The organism is Clostridium bowmanii, assembly GCF_018861315.1.
In the GTDB taxonomy this organism is placed as follows: Bacteria; Bacillota; Clostridia; order Clostridiales; family Clostridiaceae; genus Clostridium_AD; species Clostridium_AD bowmanii.
In genome coordinates this window covers 69,774-88,601 of the sequence record NZ_JAHLDL010000011.1, presented here as the reverse complement: position 1 = coordinate 88,601, position 18,828 = coordinate 69,774, and the positions used below count along the sequence as shown (strand labels likewise).

The following is an 18,828-nucleotide window of genomic DNA, read 5'->3' as shown; positions in this document are numbered from 1 at the left end:
GGGTGGTATTATGAAGAGAATATTAACAGTAGTATTTTTATGTATTCTATTTCTAATACTAGATAACACTTTAATGCCTTTAATTAAGATTAATAGTGCATACCCAAGTTTATTATTTGTATTTGCACTATGTTATTCTATTCTTAGTACGCCAAAAGAAGCGGTAATAATTGGAGTTCTTACTGGCGCATTGCAAGATGTATATTTCTTGAATGGGTTTGGGATAAACATGTTATCAAATATGCTTATGTGTCTTGTGGCTGCACAAATAGGCAAAAGTATATTTGTTGAAAAGTCATTTCTGCCAATAATATCTTCTTTTGTGCTAAGTATAGGTAAAGGCTTAATAGTATTTTCTATATTGTTTTTGATAAAGCAATATACCCATATGGAAACAGTATTATATCATGGAATATATAATTTAATAGTTTCTATTTTTATGTATAAGTTTACATATAAACTTTCACAAAAGGAATACATGAAGAAAGAGTGGAAATTTTAAAAGGTTGGTGAAATAGTGAGTAAGAAAAACAAAAAAGGCAATGAATTTTCTAGATTTAATGTCTTGACTGTCATTATGTTAATGATTTTTTTTGTTGTTATTTGGAGGCTTATAAACATACAAGTAGTTAATGGCGAGTTATATAAAGAAACTGCAAATCAACAAAATCACAAGATAATATCAACAGTAGCTCCAAGAGGGGATATAATTGATAGGACTGGTAAAAAATTAGCTGAAAGCAAACAAAGCTATATATTAACCTTTACTAATACAGAAGAAAGTGAAGACAATTTCTTTCCCACTATGGACAATGTATTTAAAATTCTTGATGCTAACAAGGCAGTTCAAGTGGATGAGTTTTTACTTAAAGTAAAGACTAGTTCAGATAAAAAAACCGTAAAATATAGTTTCGGTTTTAAGACCTTAGATAAACCAACCCAAAATTGGACGGAGCTTAGATTTAAAAAAGATAGAGGCTTTGAAGATATAGTTATTAAAAAACTGTATAAGGATAAGAAGAAAGATGATTTATCTACTGTGGAACTCAAAAAAGTTGATGAGGATCTTTTAAAAATTACACCTGTTGAAGTTTTTAATGTGCTAATTAAACAATATGGAATGGACAAAATTAAAGATTCTAAAAGCAAAGATATGTTAAGACGATATATGTTAGTTAAGGACACATTAAAGATGCAGAGCTTTTCTGGATACAAGCCTGTAACTATAGCTAATAATTTAACAAAAGATGCAGCTGGCATTTTTGAGCAATTGCAACCTGAAATTCCTGGTGTTAGTGTTACTACGGAGCCAATTAGAGTCTATGCTAATAAGGATTTAGGTTCAGCATTCCTCGGTTATATTTCTAAGATAAATGCTTGGGACAAAGATAAGTATGAGGAACAAGGCTATGAGATAAGTTCTGATTACATAGGTACTTCAGGAATTGAAGCAGCCTTTGAAGAGGTTTTAAGGGGAACTAAGGGTCAGGAAAGTATTGAAGTCAATAAACAAGGGCGTAAGGTTAAGACCTTAGGAGAAATTGAAACTTATCCAGGGCAAACAATACAGCTTAATATAGATAAAAATATGCAGTATGCTGCAGAAAAATCTCTAGATGCAGTAATGCTAGATTTACAAAAGCAAGGGAAGAACGAATCTCAAAAAGTAGATACAACTAATGCAAACAGAGGTGCTGTGGTGGTGTTAGACGTTAATACTGGCAAGGTGTTGGCCCTTGCAAGTAGACCTGGATATGACCCTAATTTATTTGCAGCATCTGGGGGACTATCTAATGAAATGAATGACTTGTATATAAATCCAAACATAGCAAAAATGGGACTTGAGTATATTCAAAAACGTGGTTTGGCAAATATTACAGGTGTGCTAACAGATACAGATATGGCCGAAAAAACAAAAGCTGAAAGAGAAAAAATAGTGCTAGATTATATGTTCCCCATAGATAAGAGTATAGAAGGTAATACTACAATTAGAAAAGATAATAATGATATTTTTCCTAAAGCAACTTTTAATTATGCAACTAAATCTCTAGTACCTCCTGGTTCTACCTTTAAACCTGTGACAGCTGCTGCAGGACTAGAAGAAGGCGTTATAACTAGGGACAGTCAAGTATATGATAATGGTCCATACAATACGCGTTATTCCACCGTTACAGCTGCGTGTTGGATATGGAATGAGCATCATGGTTCCCATGGATGGGTAAATGTTCAAAAGGCTATGAGGGAATCTTGTAATTATTACTTTTATGATGTAGCGGATAAACTTTATGCAAAAAGTGGAGAGAGTAAAAGTGGGTTAGACCTACTTGCTAAATATGCATGGAAATTTGGTCTTGGGATAGAGCCTAATAGTGGTAAAAAACCTGCTACAGGTATAGAGATACCAGAAAATTTTGGTCAAGTATATAACTATGAATCAAGCAAAGAAATATTAGCCAATATTCATAGAAGCAATCTAGTAGGAAAGTTACAAACTGCGCAAAAACCATTTGATCTTGAATCACAAAAGGAAAGCGGAACTAGCAAACAAATAGAAGAAATAAAAAAATCAAATGAAAGCAAAGTTAAGTTTCTTGCTTCAATCAAAACCGAAATGAAAAAAGATAAGAAAAGTACCTATGATTCAATTATGAAAAGTATGCAGATTTCAATTACTAAACTCATTGAAGATTCGCCAGTATTAAAAAATAATAATTATACTGATGTAAATATCAAATCTATGGCTGAATTAATAAATGCAGAAATAGGTGATGCTAATGTTGAGATTAATTCGGCTGCTAATGCATATTATGCAGCCATAGGGCAAGGGTTTAATGCTTTTACACCGCTACAACTAGCAAATTATGTATCCACCATGGTTAATGGTGGAAATAGATATGAATTGCATTTAGTTGATAAATTTTTAGAGCCAGATGGAAAAATAATTAAAGAAACTAAACCTGTAATTTTAGAAAAAACTGGGATAAGTACTGAGACTACTAATATAATTAAAGAAGGAATGCTGGAAGTTACAAATGATCCTAAAGGTACAGCGTATGGAGTTTTTCAAAATTTCCCAATCAAAAATGGAGGGAAAACAGGTTCCGCTACATTTAATGATGTTACTCAAACGGCTCTAGGAAGAACCTCCTATGGATACTATATAGGATTTGCTCCCTATGACAAACCTGAAATAGCTGTTTGTGCAGTAGTTTTTGATGGAGGTCATGGTGGCTGGGTAGCGCCAGTTGCAAAAGCAGTGTATGAGCAATATTTTAAAGCTGAATTACTGAAAAATAATCCTTCTTATGAATTTATGTATGATGCAGATAAGAAAACTAGTAATTTAGAATTAAACACCAATCTAACTGGCAATGGTCATGACTAGTATTGAATGATTAAATTAGAAGTGTAGATAGACTCTGACATATTTATTTGTCAGAGTTTATTTAACTTCTGGACACACAAAAACCATTTAAGGTATATAAAAATCCTTTCAAGGTAAATAAAAAACTGTTTTTTTTTGTACATTCAAATAATTAAAATTAGTAAAAAAATAAAAAAATATATTTATATTGAAATTAAGCAGGATTTTAGCCATAATATGTGGAAATATTAGTTTAAGTTCAATTGTGGAGAAAAACAATTAATAATTGTTTATTAGCTCAGAGGAGAACTAGGAGGTTAAAAATATGGTTACAGACAAAATAATCATTAAAGGAAATAAAGAGGGATTAAATGTAGTTATAAATATGAATCATTTTAGTGATTTTGATGATATGTTGGAGTCACTGATTTATAAGCTTTCACAAGGTAAAAAATTTTATAAAGGCAGTACTTTAAAAATCACTACTGAACTTAAATACATAAATGAAAAGGAAAGCAGAAGATTAAAGGACATATTATTTGATGAATTTTTAATTAGTGATTGTATTTTCCAGGATCAAGATGACAGCACCGCTAGAGTGTTTACTGGTATATATGAGGGAAAAACTAAATTTTTGAGAAAAACCATAAGAAGTGGACAAAGTCTAAATTATCCTGGTAATATAGTTATAGTCGGGGATGTAAATCCAGGAGCTGAAATATATGCTGCAGGAAATATAATTGTGCTTGGTACATTAAGAGGAGTTGTACATGCAGGAACCAATGGTAATGAAAAAGCTATAATTGCTGCATTTAAGTTAGAACCTCAGATACTTCAAATTGGGGACATTGTTACAAGGGCCCCAGAGGATGCTGCTAAACCTTTATATCCTGAGGTAGCAAAAATTAAAAATGGGAACATTATTGTAGAACCGTATTTAGAGAATAAATATATTTGATGGGGGTAGTACACATGGGAGAATCTATAGTTATAACTTCGGGTAAGGGTGGTGTAGGTAAAACTACTACTACGGCTAATATAGGAACAGCTATTGCATCTATGGATAAAAAGGTAGTAGTAATTGATGGAGATACAGGTCTTAGAAATCTTGACGTTTTAATGGGACTTGAGAATAGAGTAGTATTTACTTTGGTAGATGTTATTGAAAAAAGGTGCAGATTAAAGCAAGCATTAATAAAAGATAAAAGGTTTAGTAATTTGTATTTATTGCCAACAGCTCAAACAAGGGACAAAAATGATATTAATATAAAAGATATGCTTTTTGTAGTAAATGAGTTAAAGGATGATTTTGATTATGTTATTATAGATTGCCCTGCTGGTATAGAGCAAGGATTTGAAAATGCAATTGTTGGAGCTGATAGAGCTATTATAGTTGTCAATCCAGAACTTACTTCAATTAGGGATGCTGATAGGGTGATAGGTAAATTAGATTCTAAGGGCATAGATAGGCATGAGGTTATAATTAACAGAATGAACTATGAAATGACAAAGAATGGAGACATGTTATCTGTAGATGACATTATAGAGTGTTTAGCAATTAAATTAATAGGAATTGTTCCAGATGATAGGAAGGTTACCATTTCGACAAACAAAGGAGAGCCGATAGTTCTAGATGATAAGTCAGTGGCAGGAATAGCTTTTAAAAACATTGCTAGAAGAATAATGGGTGAAGAAGTAGCCTATGCTTCACTCGATGGATCTTCACGGAGTGACACAGGATTCTTTGCCGCTCTAAGAAAAATATTTAAAGGAATATAGGAGGGGACATTAATGAATTTATTTAAAATGTTTTCTAGCAAGGTTTTCTCAAAAGATATTGCCAGCGATAGATTAAAGCTGATTTTAATACATGATAGAGCAGACTTTTCACCTGATTTTTTAGAAATGATAAAGGCTGACATTCTAAAGGTAATTTCAAAATATGCTGATATAGAAACTGGGGAAATTGAAGTTAGATTAACAACAACAGAAGAATATGAAGGAAGTTCACCAGCACTAATAGCCAGTATTCCTATTAAAAAAATTAAGAGATGAATTATAAAAACTATGCATAATTAATAACTTGTGCATAGTTTTTTATGATATAATCATACTTGAGATGGAGGTAAATGCATGAAGATTTTAGAGAAACTAAAGCTTAACAGGAAGCTTTTAAGAGAATTAGATTATAGTTCCATTATACTTGCAATATGTGTTGTGATTTTTGGATGTTTAAACATTTATAGTGCCATGTCTAAGAGTTCTTCGGGAAGTTATTACCTTAAATTGCAAATTGCGTGGATGATATTAGGTCTTATAACGGTGTATTTTATATTGATATTTGATTATATTCTAATTAAAAATTATGCTACGTTAATATATTGGGCAGGAGTTATATTTTTATTCCTTAGTGATTTTCTCTTGGGATCTACTACCAAGGGTGCAACGTCCTGGATAAATATTGGAAGCCGAGGGATACAACCATCAGAATTTGCGAAAATTGGAATGATAATAATGTTAGCTAAAAAACTGGATGATATGGAGGGGAAAATCAATAACCCTAAAAATTTATTTACCTTAATATTTTATGCTGCAGTACCAATGCTATTAATTGTTATTCAGCCAGATATGGGAATGACTATGGTTAGTTTTTTTATAGTACTAGGCATATTTTATTGCATAGGACTAGATCAGAAAATAATAATTGGGGGAATAACTTCAATTGCACTGTTGATTGTAGGGGTATGGAATTCACCAATTATGAAAACTTATTGGAAGGGAAGACTTACATCTTTTTTACATCCTGAGAACAATGAAATAGGCTATGGATTTCAGCTTGCTCAATCAAAACTTGCTTTAGGTTCAGGAGGAATACTAGGAAGAGGTTTCGGAAAAGGAATTCAATTTAATTCTGTTCCAGAAAACCATACGGATTTTATTTTTTCTGTTTTAGGAGAAGAATGGGGCCTGGTTGGTGCATTATTATTAATACTTTTATATGGCATTCTTATATATCGATTAATAAAGATTGCAAAAAGTTCTAAAGATATTTTTGGAACTGTAATATGTGTGGGATTCATTTCTAATTTGTTATTTTCAATAGGACAAAACATTGGAATGACCATGGGGCTAATGCCTATTACAGGGATAACCCTACCATTTATGAGTTATGGAGGAAGTTCTCTTTTAACGAGTTTTATGGCACTAGGACTTGTGCTTAATGTAGGCATGAGGAAGAAGAAAATAAATTTTTAATCACTATAGGCTATTAATATCTGCATAGGTGATGAATTATCTACTTTTTAGGAGGAGAAATATGAGAATAGCACTAATAGCACATGATAAAAAAAAGGATGATATAATAGACTTTGCAAATAGGTACAAGGATACATTAATGGAGCACGAATTATATGGAACGGGAACAACAGGAAAACTAATAACTGAAAAAGTTGGACTGAACGTTTTTAGATTTTTATCAGGGCCACTAGGAGGCGACCAGCAAATAGGTGCAAAACTTGCACAAGGAGAATTAGATATGATAATTTTCTTAAGAGATCCACTTACTGCGCAACCTCATGAGCCAGATGTTTCAGCACTCCTTAGAATATGTGATGTCCACTCTGTACCACTTGCCACAAATTTAGGCACAGCTGAAGTTTTGATTAGAAGTCTACAAAAACGTAAATACTAACGATATGTTCTAACAAGCACTGCAATTTTGCGGTGCTTCTTTTTTTATTACCGGATTATATACATGCTTTTTTTAAAAATAGGTAATATAAACGGGAAAATTTAAATATATATAAATAGTGAAACCATTGTAAGAGGGGGAGAAAATGGGTAATTATAATACGCAATATCAAAGCTATTATAATAATTTAGCAAAAAAACAAAGGGGTACAAATAATTTTGCAAGTGAAGGCAAAACACAAAGTAAAATGTGGGATCTTTATGTTAAGAGGTTGACAAGGGAGCTTATTGGTGTTTTAGCATTGCTTATTATTGTACTTGTTTTTAAAGTAGTAGTTACTCCTAAAACTCAATATGTTTATAATTACTCTAAGGAAGCAATAAATAAAGAATATGATTATAGTACATTAATAGTAAAAGCTAAGAGCCTTAAATTTAAGGATATAGAAGTAATTACAACGAATATTATAGAAAAATTCAAAAATACAATTTCTGAGGGAAATCAAATAAATAATTAAATTGTAATTTTTAAAGAGCTTTATTGCTTTTTAAGAATTTTAGCAATTACTTGGGGGATTAATTGATAAAAATAAGCAAGTTATTTTTGCCTTATGTTATTTTATTATTAATATTAGGATTTAAAGGTGAAATTATAATAGCTTTTGTTCTAGTAATCATACATGAGTTAATGCATTATTTAACTGCCAGAATTTTAGGATTTTCGGGTTTTGATATAGAAATACTTCCTATAGGAGCTGTGCTTAAGTTAAAAGATTTAGATGAAGCAAGTCCGAGGCAAGATATGATAATTTCACTATCAGGACCCTTGTTAAATTTATTATTAGCTGCTATTTTTTATGTGCTATTTTTGTCATTTCATAGACCTTATTTGCACTTAATATGTAATAGCAATCTAGCCATAGGTATATTTAATCTTATCCCGGCCTTCCCTTTGGATGGAGGTAGGGTGCTTAGGGATATACTTAGCATTAAGACCCTGTATAGAGTGGCTAATGAAATTTCTATTAAGGTTAGTATGGTCATTGGAAGTATTTTCATGTTTATATATTTTGTAAGTGTGGCAGCAAATAAAAGTAATTTTAATTTGGGCTTAGTATCTATATTTGTTTTAATAACTTCAATTAAAGAGAAGGAAAGGATAGTATATTTGATTATGGGTTATATTATCAAGAAGAAATATAAATTTATTAAAAGAGGATATATAGAAAACAGAAGTATATCAATTTTTTGTAAAAAGGATTTATTATCGGCACTAGGAATGATTGATAAGAATAAATATAATTTATTTACGGTACTAGATGAAGATATGAGCATGCTAGAAATATTGTATGAAGAGGAAATAATTCGGGCCATAAAAATTTATGGTAATATAAGCTTAAGCGAATATATTGGTGCTAAGAAAATGAAAATACTTTATGATAATGCGACTTCAAAAGATAACTAGTGAATATATAGATCAAGTAGTCTATATATTCACTAGTTATTTCAATTGAGGTGTTTAAAGTTATTTTTAATTTTGAGATTTAACTTTCATGTGTTAAAATAAAATAATGTAAGATGCGTAAGGTGGGTGGAGTTACAATTATTTGCTACCTTAGAGAAAAAACCAGGAGGGATTTCTATGAACAAAATTTCAGATGATATTTTATTTAAAGTTGAAAAGCCTGCCAGATATGTAGGCGGAGAACTTAATTGTTGTTATAAAGATATAGAAAGTGTGGATATAAGATTTGCTTTTTGCTTCCCAGATGTGTATGAGGTGGGTATGTCCCATTTAGGAAGCCGGATCCTTTACCACGTATTAAATTCTAGAACCGACACTTATTGCGAAAGAGCTTTTGCTCCATGGCCAGATATGGAAAAAGAAATGAGAGAAAACAATATAGCACTATATGCACTAGAAAGTAAGGATTCACTAAATGAATTTGATTTTCTAGGGTTTACACTTCAATACGAGATGAGCTATACCAACATACTTAATATGCTTGACATGTCTGGAATAACTATAAGAGCTTCAAAGAGAGGCGAGGATGAACCTATAGTTATGGCTGGTGGACCTTGTGCATATAATCCTGAACCACTACATGATATAATAGATTTCTTTGAAATTGGCGAAGGCGAAGAGATAATGAGTGACGTGATGGATGTTTATAAAAAATACAAAGGCAAAGGCATGAAAAAGGAATTTTTGAGGGAAATATCTAAAATTAGAGGAATATATGTGCCTTCATTATATGAGGTATCCTATAATGAGGATAACACTATTAAGGAGTTTAAGCCTAAATACGATGATGTTCCAAAACGTGTTGTGAAAAGATTTGTAACAGATTTTAATAAGGTTACTTATCCAGAAACAATGGTAGTTCCATATATAGAAATAGTACATGATAGAGTAATACTGGAGACCTTTAGAGGATGCACCAATGGATGTAGATTTTGCCAAGCTGGAATGATATACAGACCGGTAAGAGAAAAAACTACTGATACTCTTGTAGAGGCAGCAGATAAATTGCTAAAAAGTACAGGATATAGAGAGATATCACTAAGTTCACTTAGCATTTGTGATTATTCGGATATACACAACCTTATAGCTACTCTTATAGAAAAAAACAAAGAGAACCACCTCAGTATATCTTTGCCTTCTATTAGAATAGATTCTTTTTCTGTGGATTTAATAAATGAAATACAAAAGGCAAGAAAAACCGGCTTAACTTTTGCACCAGAAGCAGGAACACAGAGAATGAGAGATATTATAAATAAGGGAGTAACAGAGGAAAAAATATTAGAAGCTGCTAGTAGTGTTTTTGCCTCAGGTTGGTCAACTATAAAGCTTTATTTCATGGTGGGACTTCCTTATGAAACTATGGAAGATGTACGTGGAATTGCGGAGCTATCAGATAAAGTTGCAGGGGAGTACTTTAAAATTCCTAAAGATGTAAGGAAAAGAGGACTACGAGTTACTACAAGCTCTGCTATATTTGTACCAAAACCTTTCACTCCATTCCAGTGGGCCGCGCAGTGCACAATGGAAGATGTAGTGGATAAAATAAAAGCAGTTAAGTATGCTATAACAAGTAGGGCAGTTACCTACAATTATCATGAATCTATAGTTTCATATCTAGAGGCAGTTATTGCTAGAGGAGACAGAAGGGTTTGTGATGTAATAATAAGGGCTTTTGAAAAGGGTGCAAAATTTGATGGTTGGTCAGAGTATTTCAAGTTTGAATATTGGCAAGAAGCTATGGAAGAATGCGGAGTTGACGGCAACTTCTATGCTTATAGAGAAAGAAGCTATGATGAGGTACTTCCATGGGATTTCATAGATATTGGAGTAGATAAGGAATACTTAATTTTAGAAAATGAAAAAGCTAAGAAAGCTGAACTAACACAGAATTGTAAAGAAGGCTGCACCAGTTGCGGTGTTAATGTTAATTTTAAAGAAGGGACGTGTTTCCATAGTGCGTTATCTAATAAAGTACAGTAAAGACAGTGAGATTAAATTTATTGCTCACTTAGATTTAATGAGGACTCTCCAAAAAATAATTAAAAGATCAGAACTTCCAGTAGAATATTCAAAGGGTTTTAATCCTCACATGGCAGTGTCAATCGCGCAGCCATTGTCTGTGGGAGCCCATTCTAGTGGCGAATACATGGATGTAGTGTTGAATTGTCAGCTAGAAGAAAAGTATATTATGGATAAAATGAATGAAAACTCTCCACGAGGGATTAAAATTTTAGATGTGGTAGAAGTTGTTCCTGCTCTGGGAAAAAAGAAGTCCCAAGCTATGGCAAGTATAGATGCTGCAAAATATACAATTAAATTAAAATGTACAGAGGAAGAAGGGGTAAATGAGAGGTTACAGAGCCTTGTTTCTATGAGTGAATGGAACATTATTAAGATTAGTAAAAAAAGTGGAGAAAAAATGGTTAATATAAAACCCTTAGTAATTAATTTCGAATATGAGGTTAGTGGATCTATACTTGTTATAAAGACACTTGTTGCTTGTGGAAGTCGCGATAACTTATCTGCACAGTTATTAGTAAAGTATATTAAGGACAATGTTCAGAATATAAGTGAAGAAGCTTTTGTTGATATTCAGAGGGAAGAAATGTATGGAGTTAAAGACGATAAACTAGTCACCCTTAGCGAGTTTTTCAAAAATTAGTAAAACAGGAGCTGGGTTAAAGTGAAAGAAATATATATCGAAAGACAAGAAGAATTTTTAAGAATAGCTATAAAAGAAAATAATAAATTAAAGGAATGCTTTATAGAAGAAGATTCCAATGGGCCAATTCCTGGAGAAATATATAAGGGTATAGTAAAAAATATTGTACCAGCAATTAAGTGTGCTTTTGTAGATATTGGGCATACTAAAGATTGTTACATGTATCTTGATGAAAGGTTTAATAATACAAAGATAAAAAAGGGCGACGAAATAATAGTTGAAGTTCTAAAAGAAGAAATAGATAAAAAAGGTGCTAAAGTTACTAGTGCTTTTGGTATTCCAGGTACATATTCTGTGGTTGTAAATATTAATAAGGACATAAGTTTTTCCAAAAAAATTAATAATAGTGATTTTGAAAATATGGTGTCTAAAGAATTAGTTAAGCCAGAGGATATAGGGGTAATGATTAGGACAAATGCACTTAATGTAGATATTAATGTTTTAAATGATGAAGTTGGGGCTCTGTATGAGATATATAAAGGCATTATAAAACGCGGCGAGTACTCAAGAAATCCTATTTTGTTATTTAGTGATGCTGGAGCAATAAATAGAACACTGCGTGATATTTTAGATAAAAATACATTTAAAATAGTATTGAACAACAAAAGTGATTTTGAATATGCAAAGAAATTTACAGAAGATAGGTCTGATATCTCAGTAAAAGTTGAAGTTCATAATGAAAGCAGAATGTTATTCGACTATTATGGAATAGAAAAAGAAATACTCAGTCTTCGCAATCACAAAATTCCACTAAAATGTGGGGGTAACATTGTAATTGACAAAACCGAGGCAATGTATGTGATTGATATTAATTCTGGGAAGAATGTAAAGAGCCACTCGCTCCGAAAGACTGCTGAGAGCACTAATATTGAGGCAGCAGAGGAAATTGCAAGACAAATAAGACTTCGAAATCTAAGCGGAATAATTTTAATAGATTTTATAGATGTTGAGGATTTAGATGTGAGAAAAAACATATTGAACGTTCTAAGAATGGGGTTTGCGGATGATAAAAACAAGACTGTAGTTTATCCATTTACAGAACTTAATTTGGTTCAAATTGCAAGAAGGCGAAGAGGAAAGTCCATCTATGAGTTTATTGAGGAACCCTGCAAATATTGTGATGGAAAGGGTAGGAGGGTTAAACTATCCTATATTCAATTTTTAATTAAAAATGAAATTTTTAAGATGCAAGTGGAACAGGGGATAAAAGATATATATATTGAGATTGATCAAATCTACAAAAAAGATATTATGGGTGATATTTTAGAATTCGCACGGCTTATAGGGGCACTAGAAAATAGTGTTTATGTGAATTTCATTCCTCATTTAGAAAAATTTAAAGTAGAATCGTTGATTTTTGCGAATCAAATAAGAAACTTGCAAACATATAAGATATATGGGTAAATATGCTTTACAAACATATGAATATATGTTAAAATGGCTTTTGTAGACCGCTCACACAAGGTTATAAACATACTTACACATATACAAGTTTACATAGTGGTATGTACCTGGGATGGCGAGACTGGATCAAGGAGGTGTATTTTATGTACGCAGTTTTAGTTACTGGTGGAAAACAATACAGAGTTCAAGAAGGAGACGTTTTATTCGTTGAAAAATTGAATGCTGAAATTGAAACAACAGTTGAATTTAATGAAATTCTTGCAGTAGGCAAGGAAGATGGTTTAGTAGTTGGAAAACCGTATGTTTTTGGAGCAAAAGTTGTTGCTAAAGTATTAGCACAAGGAAAAGCTAAAAAAGTTATAGTTTTCAAGTTTAAGAGAAAGTTAGATTATAGAAAGAAACAAGGACACAGACAATCATATACAAAGATTCAAATCGAGAAGATTGAAGCTTAATTATGATAAAAGTTGGATTTTTTAAGAGTTTAGGTAAAATAGTTTCTTTTAAAATAAAAGGTCATGCTATTCCCAAAGAAGAACAATTAGATGTAGATTTAATTTGTTGTGCTGTTTCAGCAATTTCTCAGACTACAGTTATTGGGATTGAGGAAGTTTTGAAAATTAAGGTGAAGTATGATATAAAGAATGGATTTTTGAATTTAAATTTAGAAGGTCAAACTTTAGAAGATATTGAAAGATGTCAAGTTTTATTAGAAACAATGATGCTTGGACTTAAGAGTATAGAAATTACGTATAGTAACTATATAAAAATAGAAACAAAGGAGGTGTGATACTATGTTAGTTATTAACCTTCAGTTATTTGCTCATAAAAAAGGAGTAGGTAGCTCAAGAAATGGTAGAGATAGTGAATCTAAAAGACTTGGAACTAAACGTGCAGATGGACAATTCGTTCTTGCAGGTAATATTTTAGTAAGACAAAGAGGAACAAAAATTCACCCAGGAAACAATGTTGGAATAGGTGGAGACGATACTCTTTTCGCTAAAGTTGATGGAGTTGTGAAATTCGAAAGAATGGGAAAAATGAAGAAAAAAGCAAGCGTTTATCCTGTTGATGAAGAAGTAGAAGCAATTGCAATGGCTGAATAGTTTAAGGCACCCTTAAAGGGTGCTTTTTTAAAATTCTCTTTCGGAGGATACAAATGAATGAATTAGAAGATTATATTAGACTACTTAGAAAACAAAGGCACGATTTTATGAACGATTTGCAAGTTATATACGGTTATTTGCAAATAAAAAGACCGCAAGGTGCTTTGGATTATATAGAGAAATTATCCAAAGAAAATCAAATTATTAGTGAAATTTATAAGTTAGAAGATAATAAATTTTCACTATGTCTTGAAAGCAATATTAAGAAATTATGGGCTAATGAAATAAAAGTAGAAGTAGATATTGAGATTAGTAACTTTAAAAATAAAATCTTTGTAAATGAATATAATAAAAAAAGTGATTTAGTCAACACTATATTTATGGAAGTAGAAAAGACTAATAAGAAATTTGTTTACATTTATATATTCCAAGATGAATTAGGTGAAAGTTTACTTATTACTAATAATGAGTCCATGATAGGCGACATAAGTTGGATGGAAGAATGGCAGCAAATAGATACACAAATAGATGATTTTAAAGTTTATAGATGTGGTTTTGATAATAATATAGCTTATAGATTAATATTCTAAAAAATTAGAATTTAATAAATAGATTAAAATACAAAATAGAAAATGCGCTAAGGTAAGGTGAAATATATGTTTATTGATACAGCCAAGATTTTTGTTAAATCAGGTAACGGTGGAAATGGTGCCGTTTCGTTTAGAACAGAAAAATATATACCACTGGGTGGACCAGACGGTGGAGATGGTGGAAATGGTGGAGATGTAATACTCGTAGTTGATGCTAGTATGACAACTTTATTAGATTTTTCATATGCAAGAAAATTCGTAGCTAAACCTGGAATTCAAGGTTCTGGATCTAAGTGCTATGGTAAAGCAGGAGCAAATTTAGAGGTTAAAGTTCCAATGGGTACAATTGTAAAAGATTTTGAAACAGACAAAGTAATGTGTGATTTATCTCGCGTTGGTCAAACTTATGTAGTTTGTAAAGCTGGAAAAGGCGGCAAAGGTAATGTTAAGTTTTGTACACCTACAAGGCAAGCACCTAACTTTGCAGAACCTGGAATGCCAGGAGAAGAAAGATGGATTAGACTTGAACTTAAGCTGCTTGCGGATGTTGGTCTACTTGGATTTCCAAATGTTGGAAAGTCGACTTTACTTTCAGTAGTATCTAAAGCAAGACCTAAAATAGCTAATTATCACTTTACTACTTTAAAACCAAATTTAGGAGTAGTAAGTGTTAAGGGTGCACAAAGTTTCGTTATGGCTGATATACCAGGAATAATTGAAGGAGCAGCTGAGGGAGTAGGTCTTGGAATAGGTTTTTTAAGACATATTGAAAGAACCAGAATGCTTATTCATGTGGTTGATATTTCAGGAATAGAAGGTAGAGATGCTGTAGAGGACTTTGTTAAAATAAATGAAGAACTTAGAAAATATAGTATTAAACTATGGGATAGACCACAAATAATAGCTTGTAATAAAAGTGATATGCTATTTGATGATGAAGTCTTTGATAGTTTTAAGAAAAGATTAAATGAAATGGGATATGATGATAGTAAGATATTTAAAATATCTGCAGCTACAAGTCAAGGTGTAGAAGCACTGATGAAAGAAGCAGCTAGAATGTTATCTACTATACCAGTTACAGAACTTGTAATAGAGGAAGAAGATAAGTTCATAGTAGAAGAAAAGAGATTTACCTACACTATTGAGATAGACGCCGAAGGAACTTTTGTTGTTGACGGAACCTTCGTTGATAGATTGTTAAATGCTGTTAATATAAATGAACCGGATTCTCTTAAGTATTTCCACAAAGTTTTAAAGAATAAGGGAGTATTTGATGCACTAGTTGCAAAAGGAATTCAAGATGGGGATTTAGTAAGGTTACAAAAGTTTGAATTTGAATTCTTATTATAGTGGATAATAGATTAAAATTGTTATCTTATAAGAATGTAGCTAGGAGGATATTATGATTACAAGCAAGCAAAGAAGTTATTTAAGAACTATTGCAAATACATTACAACCTATATTTCAGGTTGGTAAAGCTGGAATAGAAGAAAACTTTTTAAAACAGGTAAATGATGCACTAGAATCTAGAGAACTTATTAAAGTTAAGGTTTTGAATAATAGTGGATTAACTGCTAGAGAAGCTTCAGATATAATTTGTGAAGCCATAAGCGCTGAGGCAGTTCAAGCTATTGGAAGCAAATGTGTATTCTATAAAAGATCTTTAAAAAAGCCTAAAATTGAATTACCATAAAAGCATGTAAATTTACATGCTTTTTCCTCTATGAAAATTGTAACTTATGTTATTATTTTCCAAACTATTTTTAAAAATTGTATCCAACCAATCTGCTATCTTATTAAAGACTATATCATTTCAGATGCCTTACTACGATATAAAGAGGGTGCTATATTGAAAAAAGCTATTTTTGGAGGAACATTTGATCCAATTCATATTGGTCACCTTCATATTGCCTATGAAACATTGTATAATTTACATTTAGATAAAATTTTATTCATGCCTGCAGGGAATCCACCACATAAAAACAATAAAAAAATCACAGATGCTAAAATTAGATATGATTTAGTTAAAAAGGCCATTGAGTCCGAAGCTTATTTTGAAATAAGTGATTATGAAATAAATAAAGATGAAAATAGCTATACCTACGAAACTATTGAAGTTTTTAGTGAGTTACAGCCTAATATAGATTGGTATTTTTTAATTGGTGTTGATAGTTTAATGGACCTAGATAAGTGGAAAAACGTAGAAAGAATTTTAAGTAGTTGTAAGTTAGTGGTTTATAACAGGGCAGGTTTTACAGTGGAAGACGTGGCTAATCAATTAAGATATATAGAACAAAAATTCAATGAAAAAATAATTTTTATTGATATGCCAATTATAGACATATCTTCAACAAATATTAGGAACAATATTAAAATTGGTAGAAACGTTGACTATTTACTCCCTAAAGGTGTAGATGAAATAATTCATGAGTTTAATCTGTATAAATAACAAGAACTACATAAATAGAAAATTCTATAAATACGAGATAAACGATCAGTAGTTATCTTTTGCAAAAAAGTAATATTGGGGGGATTTAAATGTGGAATGAGGGTGAAATGCTCCATTATTTGCAATTAAATTTAAGTGAGGGTAGATTGCAGCATAGTTTAGGTGTTAGTGAAACTGCAGTAGCACTAGCAGAAAAATATGGAGCAAATATAGAAAATGCAAGAATTGCGGGACTTGTTCATGACTGTGGTAAGAATATGAAGGATGATCAGCTTATAAAAGTGGCGAGTGAGCATGAGGTGCAAGATGACGAAATATATATACAAAATCCTTCAATTCTTCACGGACTAGTGGGAAGTATAATAGCCAGAGAAGTAATGGGTATCCAAGATGAGGATATTTTAGCGGCTATTTGTTATCACACTACCGGTAGAAAAAACATGAGTATTTTAGAAAAGATTATTTATATTGCGGATTATATTGAGCCATTAAGAAAGTTCAAGGGTGTAGAGGAATTAAGGTTTTTAAGTTATATAGATTTAGATGCTGCTGTAATACAGTCTCTTGAAAACACAATAAAATATGTTATAAATCAAAAAGAGTTGTTGCATATGGATACAGTAGAAGCAAGAAATTATTTATTAAGTAAAGATAAGGTGAAAAGATGAGGAAAAATAAGAAAAAGAAAAAAATAGTGAATTATAAAAGATTTGCGGTGGTTACCATTACTTTAGTGGTGTCGGTTTTTTTATTGATTTTCGGATATTTTTATGTTTACTTAGATAGTCTTAATAATAATGCAGTAGATTTAAATAAAATAGATATAAACTCAAATTTAAACAAGGATGAAATAGAAAAACTAAAAAATGATGGAGAATCCTGCAACATACTTGTTATGGGTGTAGATGTTGGTACTCCTGGTTCTACTAATGCGAATGATCCTAAGAGGACAGATACAATGATCGTAGCACATTACAATGCAGAGGATAAAAATATTAGTTTGGTTTCCATCCCTAGAGATACGTTAATTAAAATAAATAACAAAAATCAAAAGATTAATGCTGCCCATGCTATTGGGGGGGTAACTTATGCAGTTGATGCTGCAGAAGAGCTTTTAGGTATTAGAATTGACTACTATGGTAAAATCAATTATGAAGGCTTTAGAAACGTAATTGATGCTATAGGTGGCATAGATATGGATATAACAAGAAACATGCATTATGATGATTCAACACAAAACTTGAGCATTAATTTTGAAAAAGGTACTACAGTTCATTTAGATGGCAAAAAAGCTGAAGAGTTTTTTAGATGGAGAAAAAATAATGATGGTACAGGCCTTGCAGATGGTGATTTAGGGAGAATAGAAAATCAACATAAGTTTATTACTAAAGTAATGGAAAAATTAAAAAGTCCTATTACAGTGCTTAAGATTCCAAGTATTTTATCAGCAATTCAAACCTCAATAGAAACAAATATGGATGCTAAAGATATATTTAAGTATGGATATATCTTTGCCACCATAAACAAGGATAAATTTTCTATGGATACTATTAAAGGTGATTTAAAGACTATAGGTGGTCAATCGTATTTAGTATATGATGAAGCTAAAAATAAATTGATTATTTCAAAATTATATGATGAGAGCGCATCAAGCATGGATAAGTCAAAGCTTAGAATAAAAGTAATTAATGGCACTAAGAAAGCAGGCCTGGCTAGTGATTTTGCAACATATCTTCAACAAAAGGGATATAGTAAGCCAGAAACATTAAATGGTGATACTACTAGTAAAACTAAAATTTCAGTATACAATGGTAATGAGGACATAAAAACGTCACTAGTAAAAGATTTTAAAATAGATAATATTGAGTTTTTATCGTCAAAGCAGGAAAATTTTGATATAATAGTTATGTTAGGTGAAGATCATGAGTATATGAAATAATATTTTTGTCTATCAACAGTATATAGTGGATAGGGTTAA

The 18,828-nt window shown here is 31.5% G+C and carries 21 protein-coding genes; all 21 read left to right on the top strand.

Going from position 1 to position 18,828, the window contains the following annotated elements; genetic code table 11:
- Window positions 1-10 precede the first annotated feature (10 nt).
- Window positions 11-502: a rod shape-determining protein MreD gene (mreD, locus tag KPL51_RS09390; RefSeq protein ID WP_216160019.1), complete on the top strand. Its 492-nt coding sequence runs from the start codon at window positions 11-13 to the stop codon at window positions 500-502.
- A gap of 15 nt (window positions 503-517) precedes the next feature.
- Window positions 518-3,385, top strand: a complete 2,868-nt coding sequence (locus tag KPL51_RS09385) for a penicillin-binding transpeptidase domain-containing protein (protein WP_224854008.1) — start codon at window positions 518-520, stop codon at window positions 3,383-3,385.
- 304 nt (window positions 3,386-3,689) lie between these two features.
- On the top strand, window positions 3,690-4,322 hold the full coding sequence (gene minC, locus KPL51_RS09380) for a septum site-determining protein MinC (protein WP_216160016.1): 633 nt from the start codon (window positions 3,690-3,692) through the stop codon (window positions 4,320-4,322).
- A gap of 14 nt (window positions 4,323-4,336) precedes the next feature.
- The gene (gene minD / locus KPL51_RS09375; RefSeq protein ID WP_216160013.1) at window positions 4,337-5,143 is read left to right on the top strand and encodes a septum site-determining protein MinD; all 807 of its coding nucleotides are present in this window, start codon (window positions 4,337-4,339) and stop codon (window positions 5,141-5,143) included.
- A gap of 12 nt (window positions 5,144-5,155) precedes the next feature.
- Window positions 5,156-5,419 (top strand): cell division topological specificity factor MinE, encoded by a 264-nt coding sequence (minE, locus tag KPL51_RS09370; RefSeq protein ID WP_216160010.1) that lies wholly within the window; start codon window positions 5,156-5,158, stop codon window positions 5,417-5,419.
- 84 nt (window positions 5,420-5,503) lie between these two features.
- On the top strand, window positions 5,504-6,619 hold the full coding sequence (rodA, locus tag KPL51_RS09365; protein WP_216160155.1) for a rod shape-determining protein RodA: 1,116 nt from the start codon (window positions 5,504-5,506) through the stop codon (window positions 6,617-6,619).
- Between the two features lie 61 nt (window positions 6,620-6,680).
- Window positions 6,681-7,055, top strand: a complete 375-nt coding sequence (gene mgsA, locus KPL51_RS09360) for a methylglyoxal synthase (RefSeq protein ID WP_216160007.1) — start codon at window positions 6,681-6,683, stop codon at window positions 7,053-7,055.
- Window positions 7,056-7,200: 145 nt separating this feature from the next.
- Complete coding sequence (locus tag KPL51_RS09355) at window positions 7,201-7,572, top strand: hypothetical protein (RefSeq protein ID WP_216160004.1); 372 nt, start codon at window positions 7,201-7,203, stop codon at window positions 7,570-7,572.
- Window positions 7,573-7,634: 62 nt separating this feature from the next.
- Window positions 7,635-8,519, top strand: a complete 885-nt coding sequence (locus KPL51_RS09350; protein WP_216160000.1) for a M50 family metallopeptidase — start codon at window positions 7,635-7,637, stop codon at window positions 8,517-8,519.
- 177 nt (window positions 8,520-8,696) lie between these two features.
- The gene (locus tag KPL51_RS09345; protein WP_216159997.1) at window positions 8,697-10,559 is read left to right on the top strand and encodes a TIGR03960 family B12-binding radical SAM protein; all 1,863 of its coding nucleotides are present in this window, start codon (window positions 8,697-8,699) and stop codon (window positions 10,557-10,559) included.
- On the top strand, window positions 10,534-11,241 hold the full coding sequence (locus tag KPL51_RS09340) for a TIGR03936 family radical SAM-associated protein (RefSeq protein WP_224854005.1): 708 nt from the start codon (window positions 10,534-10,536) through the stop codon (window positions 11,239-11,241). The genes KPL51_RS09345 and KPL51_RS09340 overlap by 26 nt, the downstream gene beginning before the upstream one ends.
- Window positions 11,242-11,262: 21 nt before the next feature.
- A complete protein-coding gene (locus tag KPL51_RS09335) occupies window positions 11,263-12,705 on the top strand; it encodes an Rne/Rng family ribonuclease (RefSeq protein WP_216159991.1) in 1,443 nt (480 codons plus the stop codon).
- 143 nt (window positions 12,706-12,848) lie between these two features.
- Complete coding sequence (gene rplU, locus KPL51_RS09330) at window positions 12,849-13,160, top strand: 50S ribosomal protein L21 (protein WP_216159988.1); 312 nt, start codon at window positions 12,849-12,851, stop codon at window positions 13,158-13,160.
- Window positions 13,161-13,162: 2 nt separating this feature from the next.
- Complete coding sequence (locus tag KPL51_RS09325; RefSeq protein WP_216159984.1) at window positions 13,163-13,495, top strand: ribosomal-processing cysteine protease Prp; 333 nt, start codon at window positions 13,163-13,165, stop codon at window positions 13,493-13,495.
- A 4-nt stretch (window positions 13,496-13,499) separates the two neighbouring features.
- Window positions 13,500-13,811 carry a 50S ribosomal protein L27 gene (rpmA, locus tag KPL51_RS09320; RefSeq protein ID WP_216159981.1) on the top strand — a complete coding sequence of 104 codons (312 nt, stop codon included), beginning with the start codon at window positions 13,500-13,502 and terminating at the stop codon, window positions 13,809-13,811.
- Window positions 13,812-13,864: 53 nt separating this feature from the next.
- Window positions 13,865-14,401, top strand: coding sequence for a Spo0B domain-containing protein (locus KPL51_RS09315; RefSeq protein WP_216159978.1), 537 nt, complete (start codon window positions 13,865-13,867; stop codon window positions 14,399-14,401).
- 66 nt (window positions 14,402-14,467) lie between these two features.
- The gene (obgE, locus tag KPL51_RS09310; protein ID WP_216159975.1) at window positions 14,468-15,751 is read left to right on the top strand and encodes a GTPase ObgE; all 1,284 of its coding nucleotides are present in this window, start codon (window positions 14,468-14,470) and stop codon (window positions 15,749-15,751) included.
- 52 nt (window positions 15,752-15,803) lie between these two features.
- Window positions 15,804-16,094, top strand: coding sequence for a ribosome assembly RNA-binding protein YhbY (gene yhbY / locus KPL51_RS09305; RefSeq protein WP_216159971.1), 291 nt, complete (start codon window positions 15,804-15,806; stop codon window positions 16,092-16,094).
- 153 nt (window positions 16,095-16,247) lie between these two features.
- Window positions 16,248-16,850, top strand: coding sequence for a nicotinate-nucleotide adenylyltransferase (gene nadD, locus KPL51_RS09300; RefSeq protein WP_216160152.1), 603 nt, complete (start codon window positions 16,248-16,250; stop codon window positions 16,848-16,850).
- Between the two features lie 89 nt (window positions 16,851-16,939).
- The gene (gene yqeK, locus KPL51_RS09295) at window positions 16,940-17,518 is read left to right on the top strand and encodes a bis(5'-nucleosyl)-tetraphosphatase (symmetrical) YqeK (RefSeq protein WP_216159967.1); all 579 of its coding nucleotides are present in this window, start codon (window positions 16,940-16,942) and stop codon (window positions 17,516-17,518) included.
- Window positions 17,515-18,789, top strand: coding sequence for an LCP family protein (locus KPL51_RS09290; protein ID WP_216159964.1), 1,275 nt, complete (start codon window positions 17,515-17,517; stop codon window positions 18,787-18,789). The genes yqeK and KPL51_RS09290 overlap by 4 nt, the downstream gene beginning before the upstream one ends.
- Window positions 18,790-18,828 lie beyond the last annotated feature (39 nt).

Bases quoted from the DNA above. Each gene is read 5' to 3' on its own strand.
- mreD (WP_216160019.1), top strand. From the start codon at position 11: ATGAAGAGAATATTAACAGTAGTATTTTTATGTATTCTATTTCTAATA.
- minC (WP_216160016.1), top strand. From the start codon at position 3,690: ATGGTTACAGACAAAATAATCATTAAAGGAAATAAAGAGGGATTAAAT.
- minD (WP_216160013.1), top strand. From the start codon at position 4,337: ATGGGAGAATCTATAGTTATAACTTCGGGTAAGGGTGGTGTAGGTAAA.
- minE (WP_216160010.1), top strand. From the start codon at position 5,156: ATGAATTTATTTAAAATGTTTTCTAGCAAGGTTTTCTCAAAAGATATT.
- mgsA (WP_216160007.1), top strand. From the start codon at position 6,681: ATGAGAATAGCACTAATAGCACATGATAAAAAAAAGGATGATATAATA.
- KPL51_RS09355 (WP_216160004.1), top strand. From the start codon at position 7,201: ATGGGTAATTATAATACGCAATATCAAAGCTATTATAATAATTTAGCA.
- KPL51_RS09345 (WP_216159997.1), top strand. From the start codon at position 8,697: ATGAACAAAATTTCAGATGATATTTTATTTAAAGTTGAAAAGCCTGCC.
- rplU (WP_216159988.1), top strand. From the start codon at position 12,849: ATGTACGCAGTTTTAGTTACTGGTGGAAAACAATACAGAGTTCAAGAA.
- KPL51_RS09325 (WP_216159984.1), top strand. From the start codon at position 13,163: ATGATAAAAGTTGGATTTTTTAAGAGTTTAGGTAAAATAGTTTCTTTT.
- rpmA (WP_216159981.1), top strand. From the start codon at position 13,500: ATGTTAGTTATTAACCTTCAGTTATTTGCTCATAAAAAAGGAGTAGGT.
- KPL51_RS09315 (WP_216159978.1), top strand. From the start codon at position 13,865: ATGAATGAATTAGAAGATTATATTAGACTACTTAGAAAACAAAGGCAC.
- obgE (WP_216159975.1), top strand. From the start codon at position 14,468: ATGTTTATTGATACAGCCAAGATTTTTGTTAAATCAGGTAACGGTGGA.
- yhbY (WP_216159971.1), top strand. From the start codon at position 15,804: ATGATTACAAGCAAGCAAAGAAGTTATTTAAGAACTATTGCAAATACA.
- yqeK (WP_216159967.1), top strand. From the start codon at position 16,940: ATGTGGAATGAGGGTGAAATGCTCCATTATTTGCAATTAAATTTAAGT.
- KPL51_RS09290 (WP_216159964.1), top strand. From the start codon at position 17,515: ATGAGGAAAAATAAGAAAAAGAAAAAAATAGTGAATTATAAAAGATTT.